Raw genomic sequence first — 24908 nt, forward strand, 5'->3', positions numbered from 1 at the left:
CATGACTCTCACTCCCCGGCCGGGTTCTCGGTGGGAGGTTGCGCTCGATGCTGCTGCCGTCCTAGCTTTCCTGTCGGAACTCATGAGAGGAGCAACGGCCGGAACCTATGAAGGCGTCGTCCTGGTGGCAGCAATGCTCATCGCTGCCACCTTGCGTCGGAAGTTCCCGGCCTCTGCCACTGGCGCGGCAATCATTGCCAGTGCCTTGGTGGCAGGCGTTCCCGGAGCAGTAATATCTGTCTGGGTCATAGCCCAGGTCTGTATTTTCTCGCTCACGCTACGCCGTTCCGGTGCGGCCTCGGTTGCTCTTCCGGTATTACACGCCTGCACCCTTTATGTCGGCGGTCTGGTCTTCTTGCGGCTCGCACCATTTGACGTGGTGTCGTTGAGCTTGCCTGTATGGACGGCAGCTGCCGCTTCAGCCGGATACGCTCTGCGATCCCACAACGAAACAATTTCTGCTCTCCGGGATAAGGTCGCTGCGTCGGCCGCGGCGAAGGACAGCGAAATCCAACGCAGACTCGGCGAGGAACGAATCAGAATCGCCAGGGATCTGCACGACGCCGTGGCACACAATATCGCCATTATCAACGTCCATTCAGGCGCCGCTGAAAAGGCGCTGGATCAGGACCGAGAGCGTGCGAAAGAATCACTCGAACAGGTGCGGGCAGCAAGCAGAAACGTGCTAAGGGAACTCCAAGACATACTCCTCATTCTCCGTTCCGCCGGCCATCGGGATGATGCCGGACCCATCCCCAGCGTTGAAGGCATCCCGGCCCTGCTGGAGAGCTCACGGGAGCTGGGCCTTGCAATCGATGCCACCATCAAATCACTGCCTGGTGTTTCTCCAGCGGGGGAGGCCGCGCTGTACCGTGCGGTCCAGGAAGCACTTACCAACGCCCACCGGCACGGAAACGGGCGGGCACACCTTGTACTCGACGCGCAAGATGGATCCGTTGTCCTGACCATTTCGAACACCTACAGGCCCGGTCGTGACCGTCAGGGCGGCTATGGCCTGATAGGCATGCGGGAACGAGCCGAATCCGCAGGCGGCGACCTGTATACGCGGGATGAAAACGGTACCTTCCTGCTTAGAGTAACTGTGCCAGCCATCAAGACGAAGGAGAGGGAATGACGGCGGTACTCATCGTTGATGATCAATCCATGATCCGGGCGGGCCTGCGCGGCATCCTGGAGAACTCGGGAATCACGATTGTGGGCGAAGCTTCGGATGGACGTGAAGCTGTCCGCATGACCCGGCAGCTGAAGCCCGACCTGGTCCTCATGGACCTGCGAATGCCTGTTCTCGATGGCATGGCCGCAACCCGTGCCATACGAAGCGATGAGACCCTCGCGGAAGTCAAAGTTCTCGTCCTCACAACGTTCGACGGCGACAGGGACGTCATCGGAGCCCTTGAAGCCGGGGCATCAGGGTTCCTGAGTAAGGGCGCAAGCCCGGACGAACTGGTCGCGGCTGTTCTGGACGCCGCCGCGGGGCAAACGACCCTGTCGACAACTGCGGCGTCCGCAGCCATCCGCCACATCTCTGCCACAGCTCAACGGCCGCCGGCCGCGCCCGATCCGCAGTTGCTTCGGCTCGTCGGCCAGCTAACGCCCAGGGAACGGGACATGGTGGCTGCTGCTGCCACCGGCATGGACAACCCTGCCATTGCCCGCGAACTCCACATTTCGCCGTTAACGGTCAAAACGCATCTCAACCGGGCTATGACAAAGTTGGGTGCAAGGGATCGTGGACAGCTTGTCGCGCTGGCGTTTAAATCCGGAATAGCCCAGGTATAGCCTCTCGGGGTGCGGGCAGGCCGGAGATCTGCCGCCGCTATCCTGTATCCGGGATCGCAGTGGAAACTAGTGGGAGCCGGTCCTTTCGGACCGGCTCCCACTTGTTTTAGTGCCTTTGCTAGATGACGACCCGCGTCCCAACGTTCTGAACTTTCGCCACCAAATCATCGACTACTGATTCTGGTAGCTGCCCTTGGCTGTAATAGGCCATCTGGGCGAGGGTCATTCCCATTGCAGGGGCGAGCATCTCTTCGCTTGCCCCGCCCATCATTGCCCGCAGCAGCTCGCCGCCAACAGGGTGGTCGAGCCAGTCGCGAATCGTGCTTTCGGCCGTCACGGGGGCAACGTCCAGGGTGTCCACATTCTTCGCTGCCGTGATCTGGGCGGCAAAGTCTTCGTACGACCCGGTCTCCACCAACACGGTGCTGAAAAGCTGGCGGTTCGGTCCCGGAAGGTGGTCCCTGCCTGTCAGCGTTACCTTGGTCTGCAGGGGCGTGTCGGCTGACGAGCCTCCTATGTAGAAGCGGATGAGGCCCGGCTCCACAACCCAGCCCTGTTCAGCATCCCACAGCGCCAACATGCTTGCCGGGACGCTCACGGTGATTTTTGCGGCCGTTCCCGGGTCCAGGGAGATCCTCCGGAAAGCGACCAGGACCCGCCCGCGCCGGGCGGTGCTGCCGATCACATCCCGGCCATACACCTGGACGACTTCCTCGCCCGCGCGTTTTCCGGTGTTGGTGATGGTAAACGTCAGACGGATTGTTGAATCGGTTGCTGCTTCGTGCGCCTCCGCCACCAGATCCCGGTAGGCGAACTGGGTGTAGCTGAGCCCATGTCCGAAGGGGAACACTGCGGTTGTCTCCCCGTTGAAGTAGGAGCTTGGCTGCAGTGTTCGCCAGTAGGGGAGCGGGGCCGAGGCAGCGGACTCCAGCATGGACATCGGCAGCCGTCCGGCGGGGTTCACGTCACCGAAGATCACCGAGGCCAGCGCGTTGCCAGCTTCTTCACCGCCAAAGAAGGAGGAAATTATTGCCGGCACGGCTTCCGTCATCCACTTCAGTGCGTAGGGGCGTCCGTGGCTGAGTACCACGACGGTCGGGGTACCCGTTGCTGCAATCGCTTCCACCAGTTCACGCTGCACTCCGGGCAGAGTGCAATCCGTGCTGTCGATTCCCTCACCGACGGTGCCATAGGAACCAATACCTGCCTGGTCCCCGACCACGACTACGGCCACATCTGCTGACTGTGCTGCGATGACTGCTGCGTCGAACCCGGTTCTGTCTTCTGCGGCGATGGGGCAGCCCCGTTCGTAGAGAACCGTGCTGTCGTTGCCAGCACGACGCTTAATGCCTTCAAGGAAGGTAACCACGGGAACCGACTCGACCAGCAGTTTTGCCTCGTCCGCGCCGGCCGTCGCTGCCTCTGCGTTCTCGAGGCGCGCCTGGGGGTCAGCGGCCAGGGCGAAGCGCTTCGTCATGCTGTCGAGCACCTGGTAGCTGTAGTTTCCGAGCTGGCCCATCGGGCGGTCAGCGTTGGGACCGATCACCGCAATTGTACGTACCTTCCCGTCGAGAGGCAGCAGGGGATCAGCTCCGTCAACGGGCCTATTCTGTAGTAGGACGACGGCCTTTTCGGCCAGGGTACGGGCTAATGCCCGTTCGTGCGGTGTATCCAGGGTTTCGGGAACCTCATCCAGGTTCGTGTAGGGCTGCTCGAATAGACCGAGCCCGAATTTCGCCCGAAGGACGTTGGAAACTGCCCGGTCCAGATCGGCTTCAGCCAGCACCCCGCTCCTGACAGCTTCAACGATCCGCTCGGAGTTGACAGCGTTGTCCAGGTCCAAATCAACGCCCGCCCGCAGGGCCTGGGCAAAGGCCTCGCTGCTGTCCGCAGCGGTGCCGTGCTTGGTGTAGAGCTGGGACACCGCATTGAGGTCGGAGGTCACAAGACCTTTGAATCCGTAGTCACGGCGCAGCAGGTCCTGCAGGTACTTTTTGGAACCAGTTACCGGAACACCGTCGAGTGTATTGTAGGCGGGCATGACGCCCTTGGCCCCGCCGGCGCCGATCGCCATTTCGAAGGGCACCCCATGGACTTCCCTGAGCTCGTTTGGGCCGATCTGCGCCGGGTCGGTATTCCGCCCGCCGTCGCTGGCACCGTAACCGATAAAGTGTTTCAGTGTCGCGATGACGGGCGCATGGTGGTCGGTATCCTGCAGCCCGCGGACAAAGGAGGTTGCCATGGAGCCTACAAGGTAAGGCTCTTCGCCGTAGGTCTCCTCCACACGTCCCCACCGCGGGTCGCGTGCCACGTCAGCCAACGGGGAAAGAGCCTGCCTGACTCCGATGCGCGCCATTTGCGCGCCAATGGCCCGGGCCATTTCTTCGACCAGTTCGGGCTCCCAGGTGGCAGCCTGGGCGATGGCGTCGGGGTAGGTAGTTGCGTCCCGCACTTTCAGTCCGATGAGCGCTTCCTCGGCCAGCAGGACAGGGATGCCCAGACGGGTATCCTCCATGTGCTTTCGCTGAAGTTCGTTGCCTTTTTCTGCGGCTTCTCGGGGTGGAAGGCCCAGCGTCGACAGGGCCGCTGTCGCACTGCCCCATCCGGTCGGGGGCGGGTTGTGGACATCAACGGCTGATCCAAAGGGGGACGCAGTCTGGGCAGCCTTTTCCTCGAGCGTCATTCGGCCCAGCAGATCCTGCACCCGTTCATCGATGGGCAATGCCGGATTTTGGTAGGGGTGCATTTCGGAAGTCATAAGACGTCGCTTTCATTGATGAGGGTTCTGTTGGCTGTGGTGGTCACAGTGCATTCGCCGTCGCGAGGGCGCCCAGGACATGAAGGCTCGGCTTGGGAATGCGTTCGAAAGTCTCCCGATTCACTGCAACGAGACCAAAAGTGGGTGCCCAGCGGCCCCACTCGAAGTTATCGAGCAGGCTCCAGTGGATGTATCCGAGTACGTTCGCACCCTCGTCCATGCAGTCGCGAAGGTGGTGCAGAGCTTCATTGATGTAGGCGATCCGGCGATCATCGTCTGCCGTGGCAATGCCGTTTTCGGTGATCACGATGGGTGTATCCGGCAGGACCGCACGGGTGTGCCGTACCGCGATGCCAAGCGCATCCGGCCGATATGCCCAACCCGTAATGGTGTTGTCGGGGTGGGGCGGGTGGCGAACGATTCCGTCGGCGTCGATAGGCTGACTTGTGTATGACTGAACGCCGATGAAGTCATCACCCCTTGCCGCTTCCAAGTACATGTCCTCGAAGATGTACTGGATCTCCGTGTGCTTGTCCTCAGCACCGGGTGTCACCGTAAAGGCCTGGTTCGCGACCGTCCAACCGACTTTGGCGGTGCTTCTGCTGCGAACGATCTTGGCCGCGGCCTGGTGTGCGCGGATTAGTACGCGGCCGATTTCCGGGTCCGGGAGGTAGCTCTCTTCCGGGTCATACACCTCTCCTGCGACGGCCAGACGGCGCTGCATGCCATGGTTGATGGCAAGAACGTTTGGCTCATTGATGGTGCATACCCACTCGACGCCATCAAGGATGGTGCAGGCCTGCTCAACGTAGCGGGTGAAGAGGTCCACAGCGTCATCGGCCAACCATCGTTGCTCGTCGAACCACAGGGGATGTGTGAAATGGTGCAGGGTCACCACGGGTTGAAGTCCGAGACGCTGGCACGCCTCAATCATCCGCCGGTAGTGGGCCAGTTCGGCTTGTGAAAACCTGCCTGGGCTGGGTTCGATGCGGGACCATTCAAGGCTGAAGCGGTAGGTGTTGAACCCTGCCTCAGCCAGGAGTCGCATGTCCTCTTCATACCGGTGATAGCTGTCGAGTGCGTCACCGCTGAATTCCACACCATGCTCGGCTGCGTCGAGCTCGAGCTTCCAGAAGTCGTTATTGATGTTGTTGCCTTCCACCTGGTGGGCAGCTGTCGCTGCCCCCCAAAGGAAACCGTCGGGGAAACTGCGTGACATGGTTGGCTCCTTGCCGGTAGGTCTGTTCTGTATTTAGCCGAAGCGCGAGGTATGCAGGCAACGCGTCTTGCTGCACTCCGAGGCAGGGAAGGGATCCGCTACTGGGGGCGGATCCGGAGAATCAGCGGGGATCCGCCGAAGGTCCCTGGGGTGCCCGGTACTCGGGCCCGGGGAAGAAGCTTGTTGGTCATAATGGATCCAGTGCATCCGGTGACGCGTTCTGGAAAACGCGGACCTTTTTGTCATTCATAGTGAGGGTACTGCCTCTTTTGACGCGCGTCAATGTGCCGAAAGGGCCATTGACACGCGTCAATTGCTGTGTTTCGCTGGTCTGAATCAATAGCAAGGCTGCGGATTTCAGTGCCGGCAACCGGAAGGACAAAGATGACCCTGGCGTCGCGTGTTACAGAGATGTTGAACCTGGACGTTTGGGAGTTTTCCGTCCGATCCTCCGACAGCTGGTCCTTAGTTCGGCTTCCTCACGATGCGATGATTCACGAACAGCGCCGGGCTGATGCAGAAGGAGGCGCTGAAGTTGCCTACTATCCAGGCGGCCGGTACGCCTACAGGACAACCTGGCGCGCCGGCGTGGACCCGGCGCCTAACGTTGCGTTGCGGTTTGAGGGCGTTCAGGGCGATTCCACTGTCTCGGTGAACGGCACACCTGTCGGGACGCTTAGAAGCGGTTATACGGAATTCGAACTGCCGATAACCGATCATGTTCTGTGGGGCCAGGATAATGAGATCCTTGTCGACGTCGACAACTCTGCCCAACCTGCAAGCAGATGGTACCCGGGGTCAGGCCTGTACCGTGCGGTGTCACTTGTCTTTCGGCCAGCGGTCCATTTCGCTGCGGACGGTCTGCAGTTGCGGACGAAAACGACCTCAAATGAGGCGGCAATTGTGGAGGTCGAATACGGGCTGGTGAGCGCCGGCGCGCGCGATACCCAGGTCGTTATAGAGCTTTCGCACGGAGGTAAAGTTGTTGCCGCCGGCGCCGGTGGGGGGAGCACGGGTGCTGTGGTCCTGCGCATCGACCACCCGCGCGCTTGGTCCGCGGAAACGCCGCACCTCTACGAACTTGCCGCGCGCCTCGAACTGGATGGCTCGGTCGTTGATGAACGACGCGAAATGGTGGGTCTGCGGACAATTTCCGTTGACACCCATTACGGGCTGCGGATCAACGGCACAACTGTCCTGCTGCGTGGTGCGTGCATCCATCACGACAACGGGGTCCTGGGAGCCGCAACCTACAGGGCAGCAGAGTACCGCCGCGTCCGGCTGCTCAAGGCGGCAGGCTTCAATGCAATCCGCAGCGCACACAATCCCATGTCCAGGCACCTGCTGGATGCGTGCGACGAACTGGGCATGTATGTGCTCGATGAGCTGGCCGACTATTGGGTAGTTTCGAAAACCAAGCACGATGCCTCGTGGCGTTTCCGGGAAACGTGGCGGGAGGACGCGGACCGTATGGTCGAGAAGGACCGCAATCGCCCCTCCGTGATCATGTACGCCGCCGGCAATGAGATCCCGGAGACTGCCACGGCCGAAGGTGTGGCGCTTACCCGCGAGATTACGGAATACCTCCACTCCATTGATCCTGGCCGACCGGTGACCCTGGCTACCAACCTTTTCCTGAGCACCCTGGTGTCCATGGATAAGTCCCCCTATAAAGATTCATCTCCGGTTGAGGGCGAATCCTCCATGGCGGGGTCTACCGAGGCGAATGCGATGATCAACCAGATTGGTCGCATGATGGATCTGGTCTCACGGCTTCCCCGTGCGGACAGGGCTACCCGAGACGCTTTCGCGGCGGTGGATGTGGCTGGTTACAACTATGGCCTGGGCCGCTACAAAGGGGACGTGCGCCGGTACCCGGAGCGGGTCATCCTTGGTTCCGAAACCCTGCCCGGCGATGTTGCACGTGCCTGGCACCTCGTACAGGAAAACCCCGCGGTCATCGGCGACTTTGTCTGGGCGGGTTGGGAGTATCTGGGGGAGGCCGGAGTAGCCGTGTGGGTGCCCGGAAAACGCGCCGGCTTAGCTAAACCCTTCCCATACCTAATTGCAGGTCCTGGAATGTTCGACCTTATCGGGCAACCGGACATCACGCTGCGGCTCGCCCAGGCAGCATGGGGTTGCCTGGAGGCTCCTGCCATCGGCGTACGACCCGTAGACCGCAGTGGCGTTGCCATGGTGAGATCAGCGTGGCGCACTACCGACGCCGTAGAAAGCTGGTCCTGGCGAGGATGCGAAGGACGCAAGGCAGAAGTAGAAGTGTACTCCGCAGATGACCACGTCGCCTTGTTCCTCAACGGCCGCCGCATAGCCCGCAGACGGGCTGGGCGAAAGCAGGGATATCTTGCCAAATTCACCGTTCCCTACGAACCGGGGAATCTGACCGCGATTGGGTACCGCGATGGTTCTGAAGTGTCGCGCACAGAGCTCAGAAGCGCCAGCGGAGAACTTGGACTACGCGTCACGAGCAGCGCCGGCACGGTCATCGCGGACGGTGCGGATCTTCTCTTCGCCGACATTGCTATCACCGACGGCAGTGGAGTGGTGGAGATGCTCGCGGATGAACAGGTGGTTCTGGACGTTACCGGGCCCGGAGAACTCATCGGTTTCGGAACTGCAGCGCCCGCCTCCGAAGAGGCCTTCACGGGCAACACCCGCACGACATTCCGCGGACGGGCCTTGGCCGTCATCCGCCCCACCGGAAAGCCAGGATTCATCACAGTCAGTGCCCAATCACAAACCTTGGGTGCCGCCGACCTGGTTGTTGAAGCGATCGTGACCGGTTCCTTGGAAGAATCTACCGACCTCACCGCAGGCGCGCTCACCAGCTAACCCATAACCTCGACCTCGGAAAGCTCTGTCAATGAACAATCAAACACAAGCCCAGACCGGTGCCACTGTTGATACCAGTGCCATGACTGAAATAGCCGGCATGCCTGCCGACCGAAAGGCCTCCCTGCTGTCCGGGCAGAATTTCTGGGAAACCGAGCCCATCGACGAACTGGGCCATCCTGCAGTGACTCTGGCCGATGGAACCTACGGGTTGCGCCATCAGTCAGGACGCCACGACCACCTCGCAATGTTCGAAAGCGATCCAGCCACGTGTTTCCCTCCCGGCGTCGCGATTGGCTCCAGTTGGGACCCGGCTATAGCGGCGCGTTTGGGCTCCGCCATCGGGAAAGAGGCCCTCGCCCAAGGCGTACACATTGTCCTTGGTCCGGGAATTAACATAAAACGCTCCCCGTTGTGCGGACGAAACTTCGAATACTATTCGGAGGATCCTCACCTCACCGGTGTACTGGGATCCGCCTTCGTTAAGGCCCTCCAGTCCGAAGGCCCGGGAGTCTCGGTCAAGCACTTTGCAGCGAACAACCAAGAGACGAACCGGCAGACGATCAGCGCGGACGTTGATGAGCGAACGCTTCGGGAGATCTATCTACCGGCTTTTGAACGGGTTGTCACGGAAGCGCAACCAGCGACCGTCATGGCGGCCTATAACAAGATCAACGGAATCTTTGCATCGGCAAACCCTTGGCTGCTGACCGAGGTGCTTCGTAATGAGTGGGGTTTTTCCGGAGTCGTTGTATCCGACTGGAACGCGGTAACGGACCGTGTGGCAAGCCTTCGGGCAGGATTGGACCTCGAAATGCCAGGAGGTAGCGCCGCGCATGACCACGATGTTCGGGCAGCGGTGCGCTCGGGCGAGTTGGACGGACATGAGCTCGATGAGAGTATCGCCAGGATTGCCGCACTGGCCCAGTACGTTCCCGAATCAACGACAGATATCGACTACACCGCCCAACATCGCATTGCTCGAGAGCTTGCAGCCGACTGCGCGGTCTTACTGAAGAATGAGGCTCAAACCCTGCCACTTAGGGCAGGCACCCGCCTCGCAGTCATCGGCGAATTCGCGGCCAAGCTCCGTTACCAGGGCGGAGGCAGCGCGCATGTCAATGCCACCCACCTGGACCAGCCCCTTACGGCTATACATGCCCTCGCAGGAGAGCATGAGGTAGCGGTGACCTATGCACAGGGTTTCGTGATCGGCGGTGATGGAGACGCCACGCTGCGGCAGGAGGCCCTTGATACGGCCCGTCACTGCGATATTGCGGTGATCTTTGCTGGCCTGGACGAAGTGGCTGAGTCCGAAGGGATGGACCGCGAAAACCTCGATTTGCCTGCGGCCCAATCGGAGCTGATCGCTGCGGTAGCTGCCGTCGCGCCCCGTACGATAGTCGTCCTTTCCAATGGCGGCGTCGTCTCTCTGGAGGGGTGGCATGACGACGTCCATGCCATCCTCGAAGGCTTCCTGCTGGGGCAGGGAGGTGGGCACGCAATTGCCGATATCCTATTTGGCCGCACGAACCCTTCCGGGCACCTGGCGGAAAGCATCCCGCTGCGGCTGCAGGACCACCCCAGTAGCCTGAACTTCCCAGGCGAACGCGGGCACGTCAGGTACGGCGAAGGCGTGATGGTCGGCTACCGCTACTTCGCCACCTTCGACACAGCTATCCGATACCCGTTCGGTCACGGCCTTTCGTACACCTCTTTTTCCACTTCAGCCCCCCGGGTGACAGTGACACCAAGTGAAGACGTCACAGTCAACGTCGACGTACGCAATACCGGAGACCGGCCGGGCAAGCACGTGGTTCAGGTCTATGTCGCAACCCAAGCCGGCCCCGTGCGACGTCCGGCACGGGAACTGCGGGGGTTCGATAAGGTGCACCTCGATCCCGGCGAAACGAAGACTGTCACGATCGACCTTCCACGACGGGCCTTCGCCTACTGGGACATCCAGTATGGTCGCTGGGTTGTCGCCCCAGGTGTATACCGGATTCAAATTGGCACTGATGCCCACACCATCCTGCATGACGAGAGCCTCACGCTGACCGGCGACCTTATCCTCACCGAGCTCACCATGAATACCCCCATGGGTGAATGGTTTGAACACCCCCAAGTGGGCAACCGCGTCATGGAAGCACTCGGATTCAATTCGGTCGAAGTCTCTGCCGAACACCTGGCCATGCTGTCGTCCATGACCATGACCCAGTTCATCAACATTTCCGGGATGCCGGTTCCGGAGGAGACCCTGGCGCACTTGATGCGCGACAGCCGCCGCCCGGCCTGAAATCCTGAGCACCAGGAATGGAAAGCCCAGCCGAAAGTTATCGGGGCGATCCCGAACAGGCATCCAATCGCACTGGCCAAGAAGGTTCTCGCTTCAGGTAGGACCGAACGCCAAAATCCGTACCAGGCTCGGGCTTCGCCAATGGAGCCTATTAGTGGAAGAAACCAACATGCATCAAACTCCAAGCACCGTCGTAGCCCAGTGGACAGGCCCCTACCTGGCAGTCGACGGCCAGCCGTTCCTGATCGTCGGCGCCGAAGTGCACAACTCCAGTTCAAGCACCCTTGAAGCGATCGCGAGTTCTTTCGGAACCGTTAAACTGCTTGGCGCCAACACGGTACTTGCCCCGGTGGCCTGGGATCTCTTCGAATCGGAAGAGGGCAAATTCGACTACACCCTCATCGACGCGATGATCGCTACAGCGCACGAATTCGGACTGCGGCTGATTCCGTTGTGGTTTGGTTCGTGGAAGAACGCCGCCTCCACCTATGCACCGCACTGGGTCAAGAAGGACATAATGCGCTTCCCCCGGGCTGAACTGGCTGACGGACGCCGCATCGAGCACGTTTCCCCGTTCTCGTTCGAGGCGAAGGCCGCTGACTGCCGGGCCTTTGCCGCGCTTATGCAGCGGCTCTCTGACACCGACCATGACGGCACCGTCCTGATGGTCCAGGTCGAGAACGAAGTCGGACTTCTCGGAGCATCCCGGGACCACTCGCCAGCAGCGCAATCGGCTTTTGAAGGGCGCGTACCCGCTGCAGTGATCGAAGCCGTCTCGGCTGATTCCGGCATTCCGGTCCATCAAAACTGGCAAGAAAACGGATCCCGAACCGAAGGCACCTGGAAGGAGGTGTTCGGTGAAGGAGACCGTGTGGACGAGGCCTTTATGGCAGCTGCATATGCTTCCTACGTTGATGCTGTCGCCTCCTCGGGAGCTCAAAACCACAGAGTTCCATTGTTCGTAAATGCCTGGCTGGATGCAGACAGCGTCCTGGACGGGCCCGTCGCACTCGCGGGCGGCAAGCGCCCCGGTGAGTACCCGAGCGGCGGACCGGTCGCCCCGGTTGCCCCGATCTGGGATTCGCTGGCCCCAGCTCTGGATTTTCTCGCCCCTGATACGTACGTAGATGACGCCGAGCCTGTCTTCAGTGCCTTCTCCGCCAGGAAAGGCCGGCTGTTCATACCCGAATTGCGGGCCGATAGTGTCGGCATCGCACAAATGTTCTCCGCAGTCGGCGGCCACCGTGCACTAGGGGTATCCCCGTTTGGTGTCGACGACATTAACCCGGACGCGGACAGCAGCGCAGGCCTCAAAGACGCCTATTACCTGCTCTCGGCGGCGGCTGCCATTATTCGTACGAACCCTCAAGCCCGAATGCAAGGCTTCATGCTTAACGACGAGACTCCGTCAGCCTCGTTCCAGTTCGGCGAAACAGCGCTTCAAATTAACACCCAGTCCGACTGGAGCCCGGCTCTGCCCACCTACCCTGCCTACGGGTTGGTCATTGAGGACGGTGACGGGGCTTTCGTCATCGGTCGCGGTTTTTGGGTCACGCCCTTTGCCGGCGAAGGAGCCCCAGTTTCCTTCCTTTCGGCAGCCGAGTATCGGCTGGAGGCAGGTGAACTGATAGTCACCCGCCGTCTCAACGGTGATGAAACTGCGTCGGGGACCCTGGTTCCTTTCCCTTTCGTGGGCACACCTCCGATGTCGGACAGGGCTATCCCCACCAAACTCCCTGAAGCGGGAATTGTTAGGTTCAGCCTCTACACCTACTGACCTCCCGCCCTACAAGACCGGGGGCCGGGCAAGGGCACGGCCTGCAAGGGGAACGTCGGACAGGCGCGCCCCGAAATCGCCGGCGACACGTCCGCCCCCGGTCGCAGGCGGCCCTGGGACACATATCAGAGACCAATGTCCTGATAGGGCATCCAACAACATTAATTCATTTCGACAGAAAGGCCAGCGACATGCAGGTTCACGGCAAAACGTTCGTAGTGACAGGTGGCGGCAACGGCATCGGCCGCCAAGTAGTGCTGGGGCTCCTCCGAAAGGGAGCAACGGTTGCCGCCGTCGACCTGAACGCCGATGCGCTCGAAGGTACACAGGCCTTGGCAACCGGAACAGGCACACTAAGCACCCACGTGGTAAACGTGACTGACCGCCAGGCCGTCGCAGCGCTACTCGAAGACGTCACCAGCCTCCACGGCCACGTCGACGGCCTCATCAATGTAGCGGGCATCATTCATCGCTTTGTGCCTGTGGCTGACTTGTCATTTGAAGACTTTGAGCGTGTGATGAACGTAAATCTCTGGGGCACCGTGAACATGTGCAAGACGTTCCTGCCGGCCTTACGGCGTCGTCCCGCAGCGGCCATCCTTAACGTATCCAGCCTCTCAGCCTTGCTCCCATTCGCCGGCCAAACATTCTATGGAGCGACAAAGGCTGCTGTTAAGCAGTTCAGTGAGGGTCTTTACCAGGAATTGAGCGGCACGGCTGTTGCAGTTACGACTGTTTTCCCGGGAAACATCAGCACTGACATCAGCGGAAATTCAGGGGTCAAAGCGATCGACCCCAAAGGCAGAAAAGCACCTTCCACCACGCCCGAAGCAACTGCGGCCAAGATCATCCAAGGCCTGGAGAGGGGCAGCTTCCGAGTGCTGGTCGGCACGGATGCCAAAATACTCGACGCAGCCTCGCGGATGTCATCCCGTATTGCGACCGCGTTCATCGGGCGCCAAATGAAGTCGGTCTTGTGAGGGTGTCGGACGCAGGCTGGCAGCCTGTTGACGACTGGACCGTTCTCGCAGGGCCTGGAGGTGGAGGTTTGCGACAATGACCGGCTTGTGGACCAGGGAACCGTAGATAGAGTCACCGCGGATGGCGCAATTCTCTGGCTTAAGCACTACGGCATCCTGCATCGCAGGGCAACTGAGAAGGTTGACCACCGCTACGTGAAGGTCATCCCGGTCCCGCAGATCATGGAAGTAACGCTGCGGGACGACCATCCGGTGACCGCCGCTACTGGCAACTGATTGCGGTCACCGGCTAATGGACGCATGAGGGGACTGTTCACCCTGCGAAGGGGTCGGTCGACTCGTGGCGCCGGTCCGGGACTAAGACCATGAAACGCTCGCCTCGACACCGGGCCCCTCGGCAGTCGTGGCAACCTGGGGGCTGCAGGCGGTCGCTTTCAGGCTGGCCCCTCACTCGGCGGCTAATAACCTTCAGCTTCGGCTTTGTTGAGGAGCGTCTTCCTCCCCACTTCTCGCCTGCGACGACGCATCCCGAACCTTTCTTCGTCCCGAACGTCACCAAGGCAATAAAACACCGAACGCGATCTGCGTTAGCCGCTGCTGCCTGCGAGCAGGCATTGGTACTCCATGAGAAATCGAAGCTGCCCACCGCGCGCAGTGCAGCTGCTTCCGCTTTCTCGACAAAGCCAGCGTCCCTCCCGCTTGGCCACTGGGGATGGACATCGGCGAAGCGTGAAAGCGTCCGGGTCGTTCGTCGCACCGTCCCGCACACGCGTAGGCAGTTCAACGAGATAGCAACAGGCTCATCGGCCAAGGCATTTGTCCCTGTGACGGTCGCCAGGATTTTTAGGCAATGCCTTGGGCCCTGGCTTCTTGCTTCCTATGTTGGGATAGCAGCTCGAGAAGGACTGCGTTCTCAATGGTGATTCTCATATCTCGGCTTACCTTGGCCGGCACAAATCCCTCTTTGATTCGCAGAGATTGGGCCCGAGAGTTTCGGCTGCAGGGATTGCGCGAAAGAGCGGTCCCTTACCTCGCCGACCTGCGCCAAGGACACCGCAAAGCATCGGATATCGGTGGCATTCAGTGACATCCAGGCTTGGCCTCATGATCTTTCGTGACGCCGAAGCTGCCACCGTCGAACCAGTGGTGGTTCGACGGTGGCAGCTTTGATGACTCAGCCTGCCAGTGCCGCTTGAAGATCACCCCTGAGACCTGCTGGGGCTCCCGGCATACTCTCGAGAATGGTGTTCAGAGACTCTGGCCTGCAGTCCAACTCTGTCGTTTCAACGGGGAAGTGGGGGAGGTGCTTGGTGATTGCCCGAAGCACGGCATCCCAGACCTCCGGATGCTCGGCCACTTTCATCAGCGGTGAATCCAGGGTGAACGACGGGCGCTGGCCGTACGGCTCAGCAGCCTGGTACTGCCACTTGTGGTTGCCCGAACTTACGTCTTCGACGGCATTTTCCGGATGCAGGGGAAGAATGACTGTTGCTGTCGAACCTGCAGGTATTTGCGCTTCCACCGTCACTACATCGGATTCGACCTGCCACATGACTTCGGCGCGGCCCCGCGTAGTTTCATGCGCTGTTCTGGCCCATGTCAGTCCTCCTCCGGGCTGCGGAGCAACGCGGATGTGTTTCCACCCGGGCGACAGGCGTACCAGGCCACCCACGACGCGGTGCAGCCAACTGGCCACGGCACCAAGCGCGTAATGGTTCAGGGAAGTCATCCCGGTCGAGTTCAGAGTACCGTCGGGACGGATCGCGTCCCAGCGTTCCCAGATAGTGGTTGCACCCATGGTGACCGGGTAAAGGAATGAGGGGCATTTCTTTTCCAGCAGCAGCCGGTAGGCGGCCGACAGGTGCCCTGTGCTGCTCAAGGCGTCTGTAACGAGGGGTGTTCCCGCAAAACCGGTGGATATGCGGTACTTGGCCTTCTTGACGATTTCTGCCAGGCGGTTGCCGGCCACCTGCTTTTGGTCTTCGTCGAGGATGCCAAACATGATGACCAAGGCGTAGGCAGTTGCAGATTCATTGACAACGCGGCCGGACGGTGTGACGTATGCGCGGCGGAATGCGTTGAGGACGCGTTCGTGCAAGGCACGGAATTCGGCTTCGTCCTGCCGACAGCCAAGTACTGCCGCAGTTTCTGTCATTTCCTTGGTGGTCTTCACAAGGTAGGCCGAAGCTACCAGATAACGATCCGTCTTCCCCCCCGCCGCATTGGCGGCAGGTGCGTCTGGATCCAGCCAGTCGCCAAACTGGAAACCCGCAGTCCATAACCCCTGCTCGTCCAGCAGCGAACCGATCTGGCGGATGAGGCTGGTCATCGATTCGTAGCTGCTGCGTAGGATTTCCGCGTCGCCGTACTCCTGGTACAGCTCCCAGGGCAAGCTCACGGCTACGTCGCTCCAAAGGGCTGTGGGCGCAGAAGGTGTGGTCATAACGTCAGGGACGGTCCAAGGAACGTCGCCGGTTGCCTTCTGCTCGACGGCCAGATCTGCGAGCCAGGACCCCAGTACCCCCCGCACGTCATACAGGTAGGTTGCGGTCGACGAGAAGGCGTTCAGATCACCGGTCCAGCCCATTCGTTCGTCTCTTTGCGGGCAATCCGTTGGGACGCCAACAAAATTGTCGCGCATCGACCAGACTGTATTCTGGTGAAGTTTCGTAACGAGTTCGTCGGAAGTTTCGAACCAGCCGGTGCGTGGCATATCGCTGTGAACAACGACGGCCTGAAGTGCGTCTGCCTCCAGCTCACCGGGCCATCCTTCGACCTCTGCATATCGGAAGCCGTGGAAGGTGAACTGCGGCTCCCACACTTCCTCGCCTTCACCGCTAAGAGTGTATCGATCGGTCGCCTCAGCAGTACGGTTCGTCTCCCGCTCCAGCTCTCCGGACGGGGTCAGGATCTCAGCATGGCGGAGCGTGATCACTGTGCCGGCCTCGCCAGAGACTTTGATTCGCACCCATCCTGAGATGTTCTGACCAAAATCAACGATTGTTGTCCCGGCGTCGGTGACGCGGAGTTCGACAGGTGCGAGTTCTTCAATGCGCCTGATGGGTGGGAAATCAGCAGCCACCAGGGATGACAGGGGCCAGTCGACTGGCTCGATCGCCGCCCATTCGACATCCTCGAAGCCGGCTTGTGTCCAGCCCTCGGGTTCCATTCGGGCGTCGTAGGTCTCGCCCGCATAGATCCCATTTGCACGAACCCCTCCGGATGCCACCCGGAATTTGCCGTCAGTTGCGATGACTTCCGTCCGGTCAGGATACTCAAGTTCCACCTGAGCAAAGAGCGCCGGCCGGTCCGAGTAGTTGTGGCGCAGGTTGTCCCATGTCAGAGGCCCTACCGCCCAGCCCTCACCGACAACGGCGCCGAACGCGTTGGCGCCGGGGACAACAAGCGAAGTTACGTCGTAGGTGCTCACGGCCAGACGGTGCCGGTACGACGTCCACCCTGGTGCGAGAACTTCGTCTCCCACCCTTGTGCCGTTGACGTACGGGACCACGATACCGAGTGCCGTTACACGTAAAGTAGCGCGAATAGGACGTTCTGCAAGGTCGAATTCCCTCCGGAAGTAAGCTGCCGGATCATCAGCGTCCGAGGCTTTCGCCGGGCCGACAAAGGTACCGTGCCATCGGCGTATTTTTCCGTCACCTTGTTCGTCGCGGTCGGTGCCGGGAGGTTCCGTAACGTTGCTAGTCATCGAGAGCCTTTCTCCTGCTTCGCTGTGTGTCAGGCGCCCAGTAAGAAACGTTTGTTCTGGGTGCCGGAAATGGTTATTCAAGGAGGCGCGGACCGATGTCCGCGCCTCGATGGATTGTTATCTCGCCCCACGCACCCGGGCAGCAGTGATAGCAGCGCCGAGGCTGAGAAGGCCGCCAACGATGAACAGCGCGGTGTAGTTAGCCCCCGTACCGCCGACGGCCAGGACCAGGGGTGCCATGACGGGGCCCACAGTGCTGGCGAGGCTTCCCGAGAGGAAGTAGATGCCCATCCATTTGCCGTTCTCGTTCCCCTTCGGAACAACGTCTGCTGCGAGTGCCAGGTCTACCGAGTTGAAGGCTCCGATACCTGCTGACAGCACGACACCGCCAATGATGTAGGTGAGGAAGTCTGGGGAGATGGCAATCGCGATGGAACCAGCGGCGATCATTGCCGAGGACAGGTAGATAAATGGCTTGCGGCGCCGCAACCGATCAGACAGGTAGCCGCCGCCGAGGGTGAACAGGAGCGTCCCGAGAAGGCTGAGGCCGCCGACCGTTGCCATCTGCTGGCCTGCGGTCTCGGGTGTGAAGCCCATGCGGTCCAACAGGAAGTAGAACTGGTAGGTCGAGAAGAAGGAGAATCCGATATTGAGTGCGAACTTTCCCACCCAAACCCATGCAAAGTCCTGGTGCTTTTTAGGGTTGAAGGCGAGGTGACGGAAAATGTCCATCAGCGAACCGATGCGGGCTTCCTTGGGGGCAGGGGCATCGGGCACGGTCACCAGCCACAGTGCCGCCGCGACGGCAAACACTGCCACGGGCGCCAGAAAAAGGAGCAACAGGTTGCTCGTCAGGAAGCTGCCCGCCAGAGTTGCCACGACTCCGGCAACTGATGCTGCCACGCCGCTAAGGGAACCCAACCGGCCGCGCTGATAGTCCGGCACGCGTTCGGCGAGGGTAGGATTCAGGGCTGCGCTGATTGAGCCGGCGCCGAGTTGGGCGATGATCCATCCGATGATAATGACCCAGACGTCTGATGCTAGCGCGATGATGACGGCACTTACGAGTGAGAGCGCCAGACCCCCAATGAGGTAGGGCCGGCGACGTCCCCACCGTGTGCGGGTGGCGTCGCTGAGGACACCAAAAATTGGACCTGTCACGAGGCTAATGAAGCCGCCGATGCCAATAATGAGACCAAGAGTCGCCTCTTTGGTCCCGGGGTCTATCAGCTGCACTTTGTACGCGAGGCTGAACAATGTAGGCATGAGCAAGACAAGGAAAAACCCGAAATAGGTCAGCGCGAAAACGGTGGTGAACCACGCCCCGACCTTGGGGATAGCAGGCGCTTCTCCGACTGAATCCCGGGTTTCTGGGCGCTCTGCCAAGGCCTCGGCGGTGAAGCTCTGGGGTAACGAGCCCGGAACGACGTGGCTGGTGGATTCTGACTGATCTTTCATGACGGCTCCGTTGACATCCAAATTCGGGGGCGGCAACTGCCACCACCGGACTATATGAACATTGTAATTGACTCGTGTCAATAGCGTGCGGGAGGTCCCATGGATAGGGGACACCCCCGGTATGACACGTGGTATCGGCGGCACCCGTCGGGGGGCGCACCTCAGGACAAAGGCACACACGGAAAAGGCCTAACTCCCGGCGTCACCCTTACTTGGCTTCCCCTTTGGACCGCAGGGAGTTGCCCGGTTTGACATCACACCGCGCAGTCCGGTCTGGGGTCGCGGCGCTGGTGTTGTTCTTTGGGTGGGCTAAGTTTTGTTGGCTCCGGATGCTTGAAGTTCACGTTCACACCCGGGGGTGCCTGCGTTCTCCAAAGTTAGATAGGAAATGCGTTTGGCGACAATCGCGCCCGCTGTCGGCTCGATACCGAAGGTTCGTCCGGTGAAACCACCTGCTACTTCCGTTGACAGGTAACGACCGTCCAGGGTGGCAAGGATTTGTTCGTCTCCGCCCGCCGTCAGGATGGAAAGCTCAACAAGGTCCGGTTCGTGGGCTGGATAAAGCGGGTTTTCTCCCGGTTCACGAACCGTAATCCGCAGAGTGACATTGCGGCTGTCCTCTACGGCCAGGTGGCCCAGAGAGGCGATGGAGGGGCCGATAGCTGCAACGGCTTCGGCGCTCGTTTCATTAACCACGAGTCCGTACCAATGGGCACTATCGATTCTGAGAAGGAACCGGCAGGAACCGGTACTTACGTCGATGGTCGCTTCTGCAATCCACTCCCTATCGCGCGCCCTGGCCAGAAGCATGCCTTGAGGTTCATCTTCTTTAGGCGCATCGATCTTAATTCCGGCCGGCGTCTGACTTGAGATGAAGTCCTGGAGATGCACGTTCGGCGAAATCCACCGCTGATCCAATTTCCGGGAGTCAAAATTGTCAACGAAGGAGTGCGTAGGAGGCGTTGGCGTGAATCTCTCCTCATCAATAACGGGCCACCCGTCGATCCATGCAACGCCCGCCAGGAACGTTTCGCGACCGTTGACATGGAACATAGGGCTACGGCCCCGCGGCCGGACACCTAGATATACCACCGCCCAGGAACCATCCTCCAACTCCACCAAATCCGAGTGCCCCGTATTTTGCACAGGGTCACTCGTGCTGCGGTGCGTCAGGATGGGATTGCTTGGTGAGGGCTCAAAAGCACCGTCCAGGGTTCGAGATCGCGCGATGGTCGCGACGTGTCCCCGCTCAGTTCCGCCTTCGGCCAGCAGTAAATACCACCATCCATTCAGACGGTAAAGGTGCGGACCCTCAGGATGGGCCAGACCAGTACCCTGCCACAAAAGTCTGGGTTCGGACAGCATGACTCCGGTTTCTGGGTCAACAGGCACGCTCGCTATGCCCTGGAGGCCTGGAACAGATGACACCCACGTCAGGTGACAGAGGCCGTCTTCGTCCCAACACAAATCCGGGTCGATGCCGACAGCTCCCTCGACATAGACGGGATCAGACCAGGGGCCCTCAGGGTCTTCGGCTGACACAAGCAGTTGTCCCCGTCCGTACTCGAGAACGTTCGTGGTTACCAACCAGAACTTGCCGTGATAGCGAAGGGTCGTGGCGTAGACACCAGTGCTGGGCGGAGCCATACGAACATTAAGCTGACTCTCCCTGCTGAGTGCGTTAGTTATCGGCGTCCAGGTTGTCAGGTCGGCACTGCCGTGAATCGGAGCTCCTGGCGCAAACTCGAAGCTGGAGTTGGCGATGTAGTACATGCTGTCGCACCGGCATATTGAAGGATCCGGGTAGAAGCCGGCAATTATTGGCGTACTGCTCATGAAGACTCCTGGAAGTGATGGGAATTACATAAAAGCAGCTCTATTGTCGCGTGTCAACGATAATTGAAACGAATCATATTTGTGAAGCCCTTCGATGGTGCCCTGCCCGAAGGCTCCCCTCCTGCCTTTCTTCTGCCCAGGGGCCACACTGAGTTGCGCGCACACTCCGATCTGAACAAATTCAGGGGAAGGGCAGCCTAGGCCAGCTCACCCCGGTTCCGTTGACTGGAGGCATCAAGTCCTCTTTTCGGATAATTCGCGCTTCGACTGTGCCAGGTAGGACCGGTCGCCACCAGGACGTTTCCGGGCAATGGCTACCTGTCATCGGGAATTGCTGTTCTGTTTGTGCGCGCCGGGCTGTCGCATCTCTTCGCTTCACTTCTGGCCTTGAAGGTGGTCGAGTGCCTGGCCGAAGACGGAGACGATTCCTTCGATGTCGTCTGGTGTGGGGGAGCGAGGTGAGGAAAATTTGTCCCTTTCTGCTGTCCGTAGCGAGGGTGAGCTTCCCGTTCCGCGAGCACGGTGAACGGTCTTAGCACACCTGTACCGTGTAAGTTCCTGCCGGCTCTACCCGCCGGGCCAGTCCTATGTCCCGTCCGCAGAACTCCGAGAAAATCACTGGCCCAGCAAGGCTGAGTTACGCGCCGACTGCCGGCGACGTGGCCAGTTCTGCCATGTGAGGATCGAGCTCATCGCACCACGCGCGATAGCCGGCTCCAGTCAGGTGCAATCCGTCCAGTGAAAACCCGCGCCGAAGGTTCCCGTTGTCATCGGCGAGTGCTGGCCAAAGGTCCAAGTACTCCGCATCGTGCTGTCTTGCTACGACGGCGAGCAGGGTATTTGTAATCGTTATGCTTTGCCGCCAGCGGGGGCCGCGGGGCATGATGCTCTGAACATAGAGCCTTGTGCCGGGGGTGGCCGCCTGAATCCGTCGCAAGATGGCTGATACGTTGGCAGCAACCTCTTCCGGAGTGTATCTCAGCACAAGATCGTTGGTGCCTATCAATATGAAGACTGCACGCGGCGCATTGATTGCTGTGTCAGTCCTGGCGAGAACCTGCTCGGCAGTTTCCCCGCCGATTCCACGGTTGATGGTGTTTTGGTTTGGAAACCATTCATGCCATTCACCACCCTCAGTGATGCTGTCACCCAGCATGACCACAGAACTTGGCTGCGGCACCAGCTCCGCAAATTGTGTTCGCCGCATTTCCTGCCCTTGACCCATTTGCAGGCGGGAAATGTGAAGCGCGATCCTCTTGGCCAGTGTCATTTGCAGCTCTCCATTCCAGTGTGTGCCGCGCTCATCGGATAAACGGCCCTCGCAGCAGGGTCCGTATGTTGAGCAATAAGTGGAGCACGGCGAATTGTCACGCGTCAATGAGCATGATAAGCGATACATCTTGACTGATGGACTGTCGAGGGCCGGTCCTACGCGCTACCAAACGAGGGGTAAGTTCGAAAATGCGCGTGGAGCGGGGTGAACCAAAGATGAGCGCCAGTCTCCCACCTCCGAGAACTTTCGAACGCCGATAACGGATGTTCCGTAAAGCTAAGCAAGACGGGGGCTCATGGCATGTCGAGGTTGTTCTTGCAGGCGGTGGTTTTGTTGGTGTTCCATCCTGCGATGATGCCTGCGCCGAGCATGTGGTCGGTGAGCCGTGCGAAGCGGTATCCGGGGTCGGTGTCGAGGGCGAGTTGGAGGTATTGGTGGGCTTTGGATCCTCTGCCTTCCCACCAGTTGATGTAGCCGATGGTGGTGAGGATGGGTGCTGCGTGTTCTGGGGCGGTGAGGGTGTAGGTGTGGGTGAGGAGTTGTTTGGCCCATTCGATGCGCGACCAGTCCGGTGCTGTGGTGGTTTGGGCGAAGAGGATGCGTTCGGGCGGTTCGTCGATGCCGGGGATGTCTGCCATGAGCCGGTCGCGGATGTGCGGGAACTGGAAGTAGGCGATGAGCTTCAGGACGTCTTGGTCGGTGGGGTAGTCCTTGGTCTCCAGCATTGTGGTCCAGAGTTGGTGTCCGTCGTGGGTGGCATTCGCTGGCGGCCGGCTGAGGATGGTTTGTTTGTGGTGTTCGACGGCGGTTGCGTGCTCTTGCTTGTGGGTCGCCGCTGGGAGGAGCAAATGGTTCGAAGGTTCGATGGTGCTGCCGCGGTAGATGAATTCGGCGTTGACTTGTGAGTATTCGGTGGTGCTGAGGGGGATGGCGATGTCGGGTCCGGGTGGGGTGTCGTAGGGGGAGACAGCTGTGCTGGTGACGTAGATGCCGTCGCGGATGGTGATGCCTTTTTGGGCGAGGACTCCGGTGAGGGCGGCAATGGTCTTGCGGTGCGGACGAGCTTCTCCTGGTTCCGGGAGTTCATTGGTGTAGAGGGCGAAGACGATGCCGTTGGCTCGTTCATCCGTCGTGAGGTAGGCGGCGACTGTTCGAGCGAAGTGGACCTCCAAGCCGGGTTATTGGGGGAGGTCGATGCGGAGGGTCGCGCCGACTTTGTCGTTGTCGAGGGTGATACAGACGAGGCTCGCTGTGGGCCAGAAGCCGAGGGTGTGGCCGATGAAGCTGAGCATGTCGGCGGGGTCCTTGATGGTAAGCGAATTCATTGTCCTGTTCCCTTGTCCGTTGTCTCACGTGACTCTCAGTGGTGGCCGCTCGATGGGGACCAAAGTGCCGATCGCGGCGCCACCAATAGGCTCAGCGAAGCGTGCGGCTATTCAGAAAGCCCTACAGCGGATATGCATCTGGTAATTCATGCGGATCCATAGCCGCGGCACCATGACCGTGGACGGTCCAGGTTTCATGCGACGGCAAAAGGTCGCTGCCAGGGAAGGAGTCTGGCTGTCCAAACGCGCCAGGGCGTCGAACGCAACCCGGCGGGATGCGTTTAGTAGTCCCAGGCACTCACGGGACCTACGGGCAAGAGGTGCTGGTCGTACGGTGGCGCGACATATGCGCCGTTATCGGCGGCTCACCGAACCGTCAGGATTTATACGCTTGCCGAGTACGAGAAGTTTCCGGTGTTGATCCTCGAGGAATTGTTGCGTCACTTGTTGTTTGAGGAGGACGTGCGCGGCAGGACTGTTGGTCCAACAATCCGCTGATCGGCAGTCCGTTGACAAGACGTGAATAGAATTTCTACTTACGAGGCAAAGGCACGGTAGCTGCCCCGACAGTGTTGACCCCCTTCGGCGTACCGCTCAGGGCGGGACGTTGATCGTGGCTCCAACTAGACATAAAGCTCATGAAGGAAAACGGTTTCAGGATGATCCTGCGTGCTCCGATAGCGCGCGAAAGCCCACTGGGCCCCTTCGAGTCGGCGTTGGCCGCGGCGATGAAAGAAGTCAGCTCCGCCAACACGTACCCCGAGGCAGGCCATGGCCAACTTCGTCAGGAATTGGCCACCCATTTCGACAGTCCTTTGGAGCATGTGGCCGCCGGCGCTGGCGCAAGGAGCCTGATCCACCACTGTCTGTTGCCCTCCTTGATGAAAGAGCCAACATCGTCACTTCCGGCCCTACGGTCGCCGCATATGAGCGCGAGGCCCTGAAGCAAGAGGCGGTCGCGCCGCAGGTCCCGCTCAGGACCGACGGCGCGAGTAACCTCCTGGCCATGCTCTCAGCAATCAACAACAAGACACGGTTGGTGTACATCCGTAACCCCAACGACCCGACCGGGGCAATTGTTGGTCGGGATGACCTGCTGCGGTTCGTTGAGGTAGTCCCGGAGTCCATATGGATTGTCGTCGATGAGGCCTCCATGGAGTATATCCGCGAAGGGCACTTCCCCGACACGATCAAAGAGATTGAGTTCCGCCGCCCAAATCTCGTAACACTGCGGCCCTTTTCCCGTGCCTACGGCATGGCCGGGCTTCGCATCGGCTACATCGCGGGTCCGCCAGGACCAATTTCAGCCATCCAGAAGCTTCAGAGCACCGACCGGATCTCCTCCGTGGCTCAAGCTGCGGCGAAGGCAAGCCAGCAGGATAGGGATGAGCTTGAGCGAAGAGTGGAGCTGAACCGCCGCAGTCTTTTTGACCTGCAGCATGGTCTGGACGCGCTCGGGCTGGATTACTACCGGCCCCACGCGAACTTCGTGGAAATCCAAGAACCCCGACCCTATGGCCTACGCCAGAAGGCTGCCGTTCCGAGGCGTGCTTGCGCAGCCCTATGTAGGTGACCCGACGGGGGTGCGCATACCAGTCGGTACACCTTCGCAAGCAAACACAAAGCT

14 protein-coding genes and 1 pseudogene are annotated in these 24908 nt (G+C 60.1%); 8 read left to right on the forward strand and 7 right to left on the reverse strand.

Features of this window, described 5'->3' with window-relative positions; all coding sequences use genetic code 11:
• Nucleotide 1 precedes the first annotated feature (1 nt).
• Together LDN90_RS09650 and LDN90_RS09655 are read left to right on the forward strand one after the other, a co-directional pair.
• The gene (locus LDN90_RS09650) at nucleotides 2-1135 is read left to right on the forward strand and encodes a histidine kinase (protein ID WP_223948843.1); all 1134 of its coding nucleotides are present in this window, start codon (nucleotides 2-4) and stop codon (nucleotides 1133-1135) included.
• The gene (locus LDN90_RS09655) at nucleotides 1132-1800 is read left to right on the forward strand and encodes a response regulator transcription factor (RefSeq protein WP_223948844.1); all 669 of its coding nucleotides are present in this window, start codon (nucleotides 1132-1134) and stop codon (nucleotides 1798-1800) included. Before LDN90_RS09650 ends, LDN90_RS09655 begins: the two co-directional genes overlap by 4 nt.
• A 118-nt stretch (nucleotides 1801-1918) precedes the next feature.
• Here the strand turns inward: LDN90_RS09655 and LDN90_RS09660 are convergent, their stop codons facing one another.
• Nucleotides 1919-4558 carry a glycoside hydrolase family 3 N-terminal domain-containing protein gene (locus tag LDN90_RS09660; RefSeq protein ID WP_223948845.1) on the reverse strand — a complete coding sequence of 880 codons (2640 nt, stop codon included), beginning with the start codon at nucleotides 4556-4558 and terminating at the stop codon, nucleotides 1919-1921.
• A gap of 43 nt (nucleotides 4559-4601) precedes the next feature.
• Nucleotides 4602-5777: a family 1 glycosylhydrolase gene (locus LDN90_RS09665; protein ID WP_223948846.1), complete on the reverse strand. Its 1176-nt coding sequence runs from the start codon at nucleotides 5775-5777 to the stop codon at nucleotides 4602-4604.
• A gap of 489 nt (nucleotides 5778-6266) precedes the next feature.
• On the opposite strand from LDN90_RS09665, the gene LDN90_RS09670 reads away from it, so the two are divergent.
• The 5 genes from LDN90_RS09670 to LDN90_RS09690 all read left to right on the forward strand — a co-directional run bounded on the left by LDN90_RS09670 (nucleotide 6267) and on the right by LDN90_RS09690 (nucleotide 13956).
• Entirely contained in the window at nucleotides 6267-8627 is a 2361-nt protein-coding gene (locus LDN90_RS09670) for a glycoside hydrolase family 2 TIM barrel-domain containing protein (protein ID WP_223948847.1), read from the forward strand.
• Nucleotides 8628-8658: 31 nt separating this feature from the next.
• Nucleotides 8659-10923 (forward strand): glycoside hydrolase family 3 C-terminal domain-containing protein, encoded by a 2265-nt coding sequence (locus tag LDN90_RS09675; protein WP_223948848.1) that lies wholly within the window; start codon nucleotides 8659-8661, stop codon nucleotides 10921-10923.
• A gap of 169 nt (nucleotides 10924-11092) precedes the next feature.
• Nucleotides 11093-12700 carry a DUF5597 domain-containing protein gene (locus LDN90_RS09680; RefSeq protein WP_223948849.1) on the forward strand — a complete coding sequence of 536 codons (1608 nt, stop codon included), beginning with the start codon at nucleotides 11093-11095 and terminating at the stop codon, nucleotides 12698-12700.
• 191 nt (nucleotides 12701-12891) lie between these two features.
• The gene (locus tag LDN90_RS09685; RefSeq protein WP_223948850.1) at nucleotides 12892-13680 is read left to right on the forward strand and encodes an SDR family oxidoreductase; all 789 of its coding nucleotides are present in this window, start codon (nucleotides 12892-12894) and stop codon (nucleotides 13678-13680) included.
• A 27-nt stretch (nucleotides 13681-13707) separates the two neighbouring features.
• On the forward strand, nucleotides 13708-13956 hold the full coding sequence (locus LDN90_RS09690; protein ID WP_223948851.1) for a hypothetical protein: 249 nt from the start codon (nucleotides 13708-13710) through the stop codon (nucleotides 13954-13956).
• A gap of 898 nt (nucleotides 13957-14854) precedes the next feature.
• On the opposite strand, the gene LDN90_RS09695 is transcribed toward LDN90_RS09690, so the two are convergent.
• From LDN90_RS09695 to LDN90_RS09715, 5 genes and pseudogenes are all read right to left on the reverse strand, one after another.
• The gene (locus LDN90_RS09695; protein ID WP_223948852.1) at nucleotides 14855-17389 is read right to left on the reverse strand and encodes a glycoside hydrolase family 78 protein; all 2535 of its coding nucleotides are present in this window, start codon (nucleotides 17387-17389) and stop codon (nucleotides 14855-14857) included.
• A 117-nt stretch (nucleotides 17390-17506) separates the two neighbouring features.
• The gene (locus LDN90_RS09700) at nucleotides 17507-18847 is read right to left on the reverse strand and encodes an MFS transporter (protein ID WP_223948853.1); all 1341 of its coding nucleotides are present in this window, start codon (nucleotides 18845-18847) and stop codon (nucleotides 17507-17509) included.
• Nucleotides 18848-19156: 309 nt separating this feature from the next.
• Nucleotides 19157-20683 carry a glycoside hydrolase family 43 protein gene (locus tag LDN90_RS09705; RefSeq protein ID WP_223948854.1) on the reverse strand — a complete coding sequence of 509 codons (1527 nt, stop codon included), beginning with the start codon at nucleotides 20681-20683 and terminating at the stop codon, nucleotides 19157-19159.
• Between the two features lie 637 nt (nucleotides 20684-21320).
• Nucleotides 21321-21953: a GDSL-type esterase/lipase family protein gene (locus tag LDN90_RS09710; RefSeq protein ID WP_223948855.1), complete on the reverse strand. Its 633-nt coding sequence runs from the start codon at nucleotides 21951-21953 to the stop codon at nucleotides 21321-21323.
• A gap of 296 nt (nucleotides 21954-22249) precedes the next feature.
• Nucleotides 22250-23281 (reverse strand): annotated as a pseudogene (locus LDN90_RS09715) (DUF4192 domain-containing protein).
• A 613-nt stretch (nucleotides 23282-23894) separates the two neighbouring features.
• Here LDN90_RS09715 and LDN90_RS09720 point away from each other — a divergent pair.
• The gene (locus tag LDN90_RS09720; protein ID WP_223948856.1) at nucleotides 23895-24854 is read left to right on the forward strand and encodes an aminotransferase class I/II-fold pyridoxal phosphate-dependent enzyme; all 960 of its coding nucleotides are present in this window, start codon (nucleotides 23895-23897) and stop codon (nucleotides 24852-24854) included.
• The last annotated feature ends 54 nt before the right edge of the window (nucleotides 24855-24908 follow it).

This window comes from Arthrobacter sp. NtRootA1, from assembly GCF_019976975.1.
GTDB classification, from domain to species: domain Bacteria; phylum Actinomycetota; class Actinomycetes; order Actinomycetales; family Micrococcaceae; genus Arthrobacter; species Arthrobacter aromaticivorans.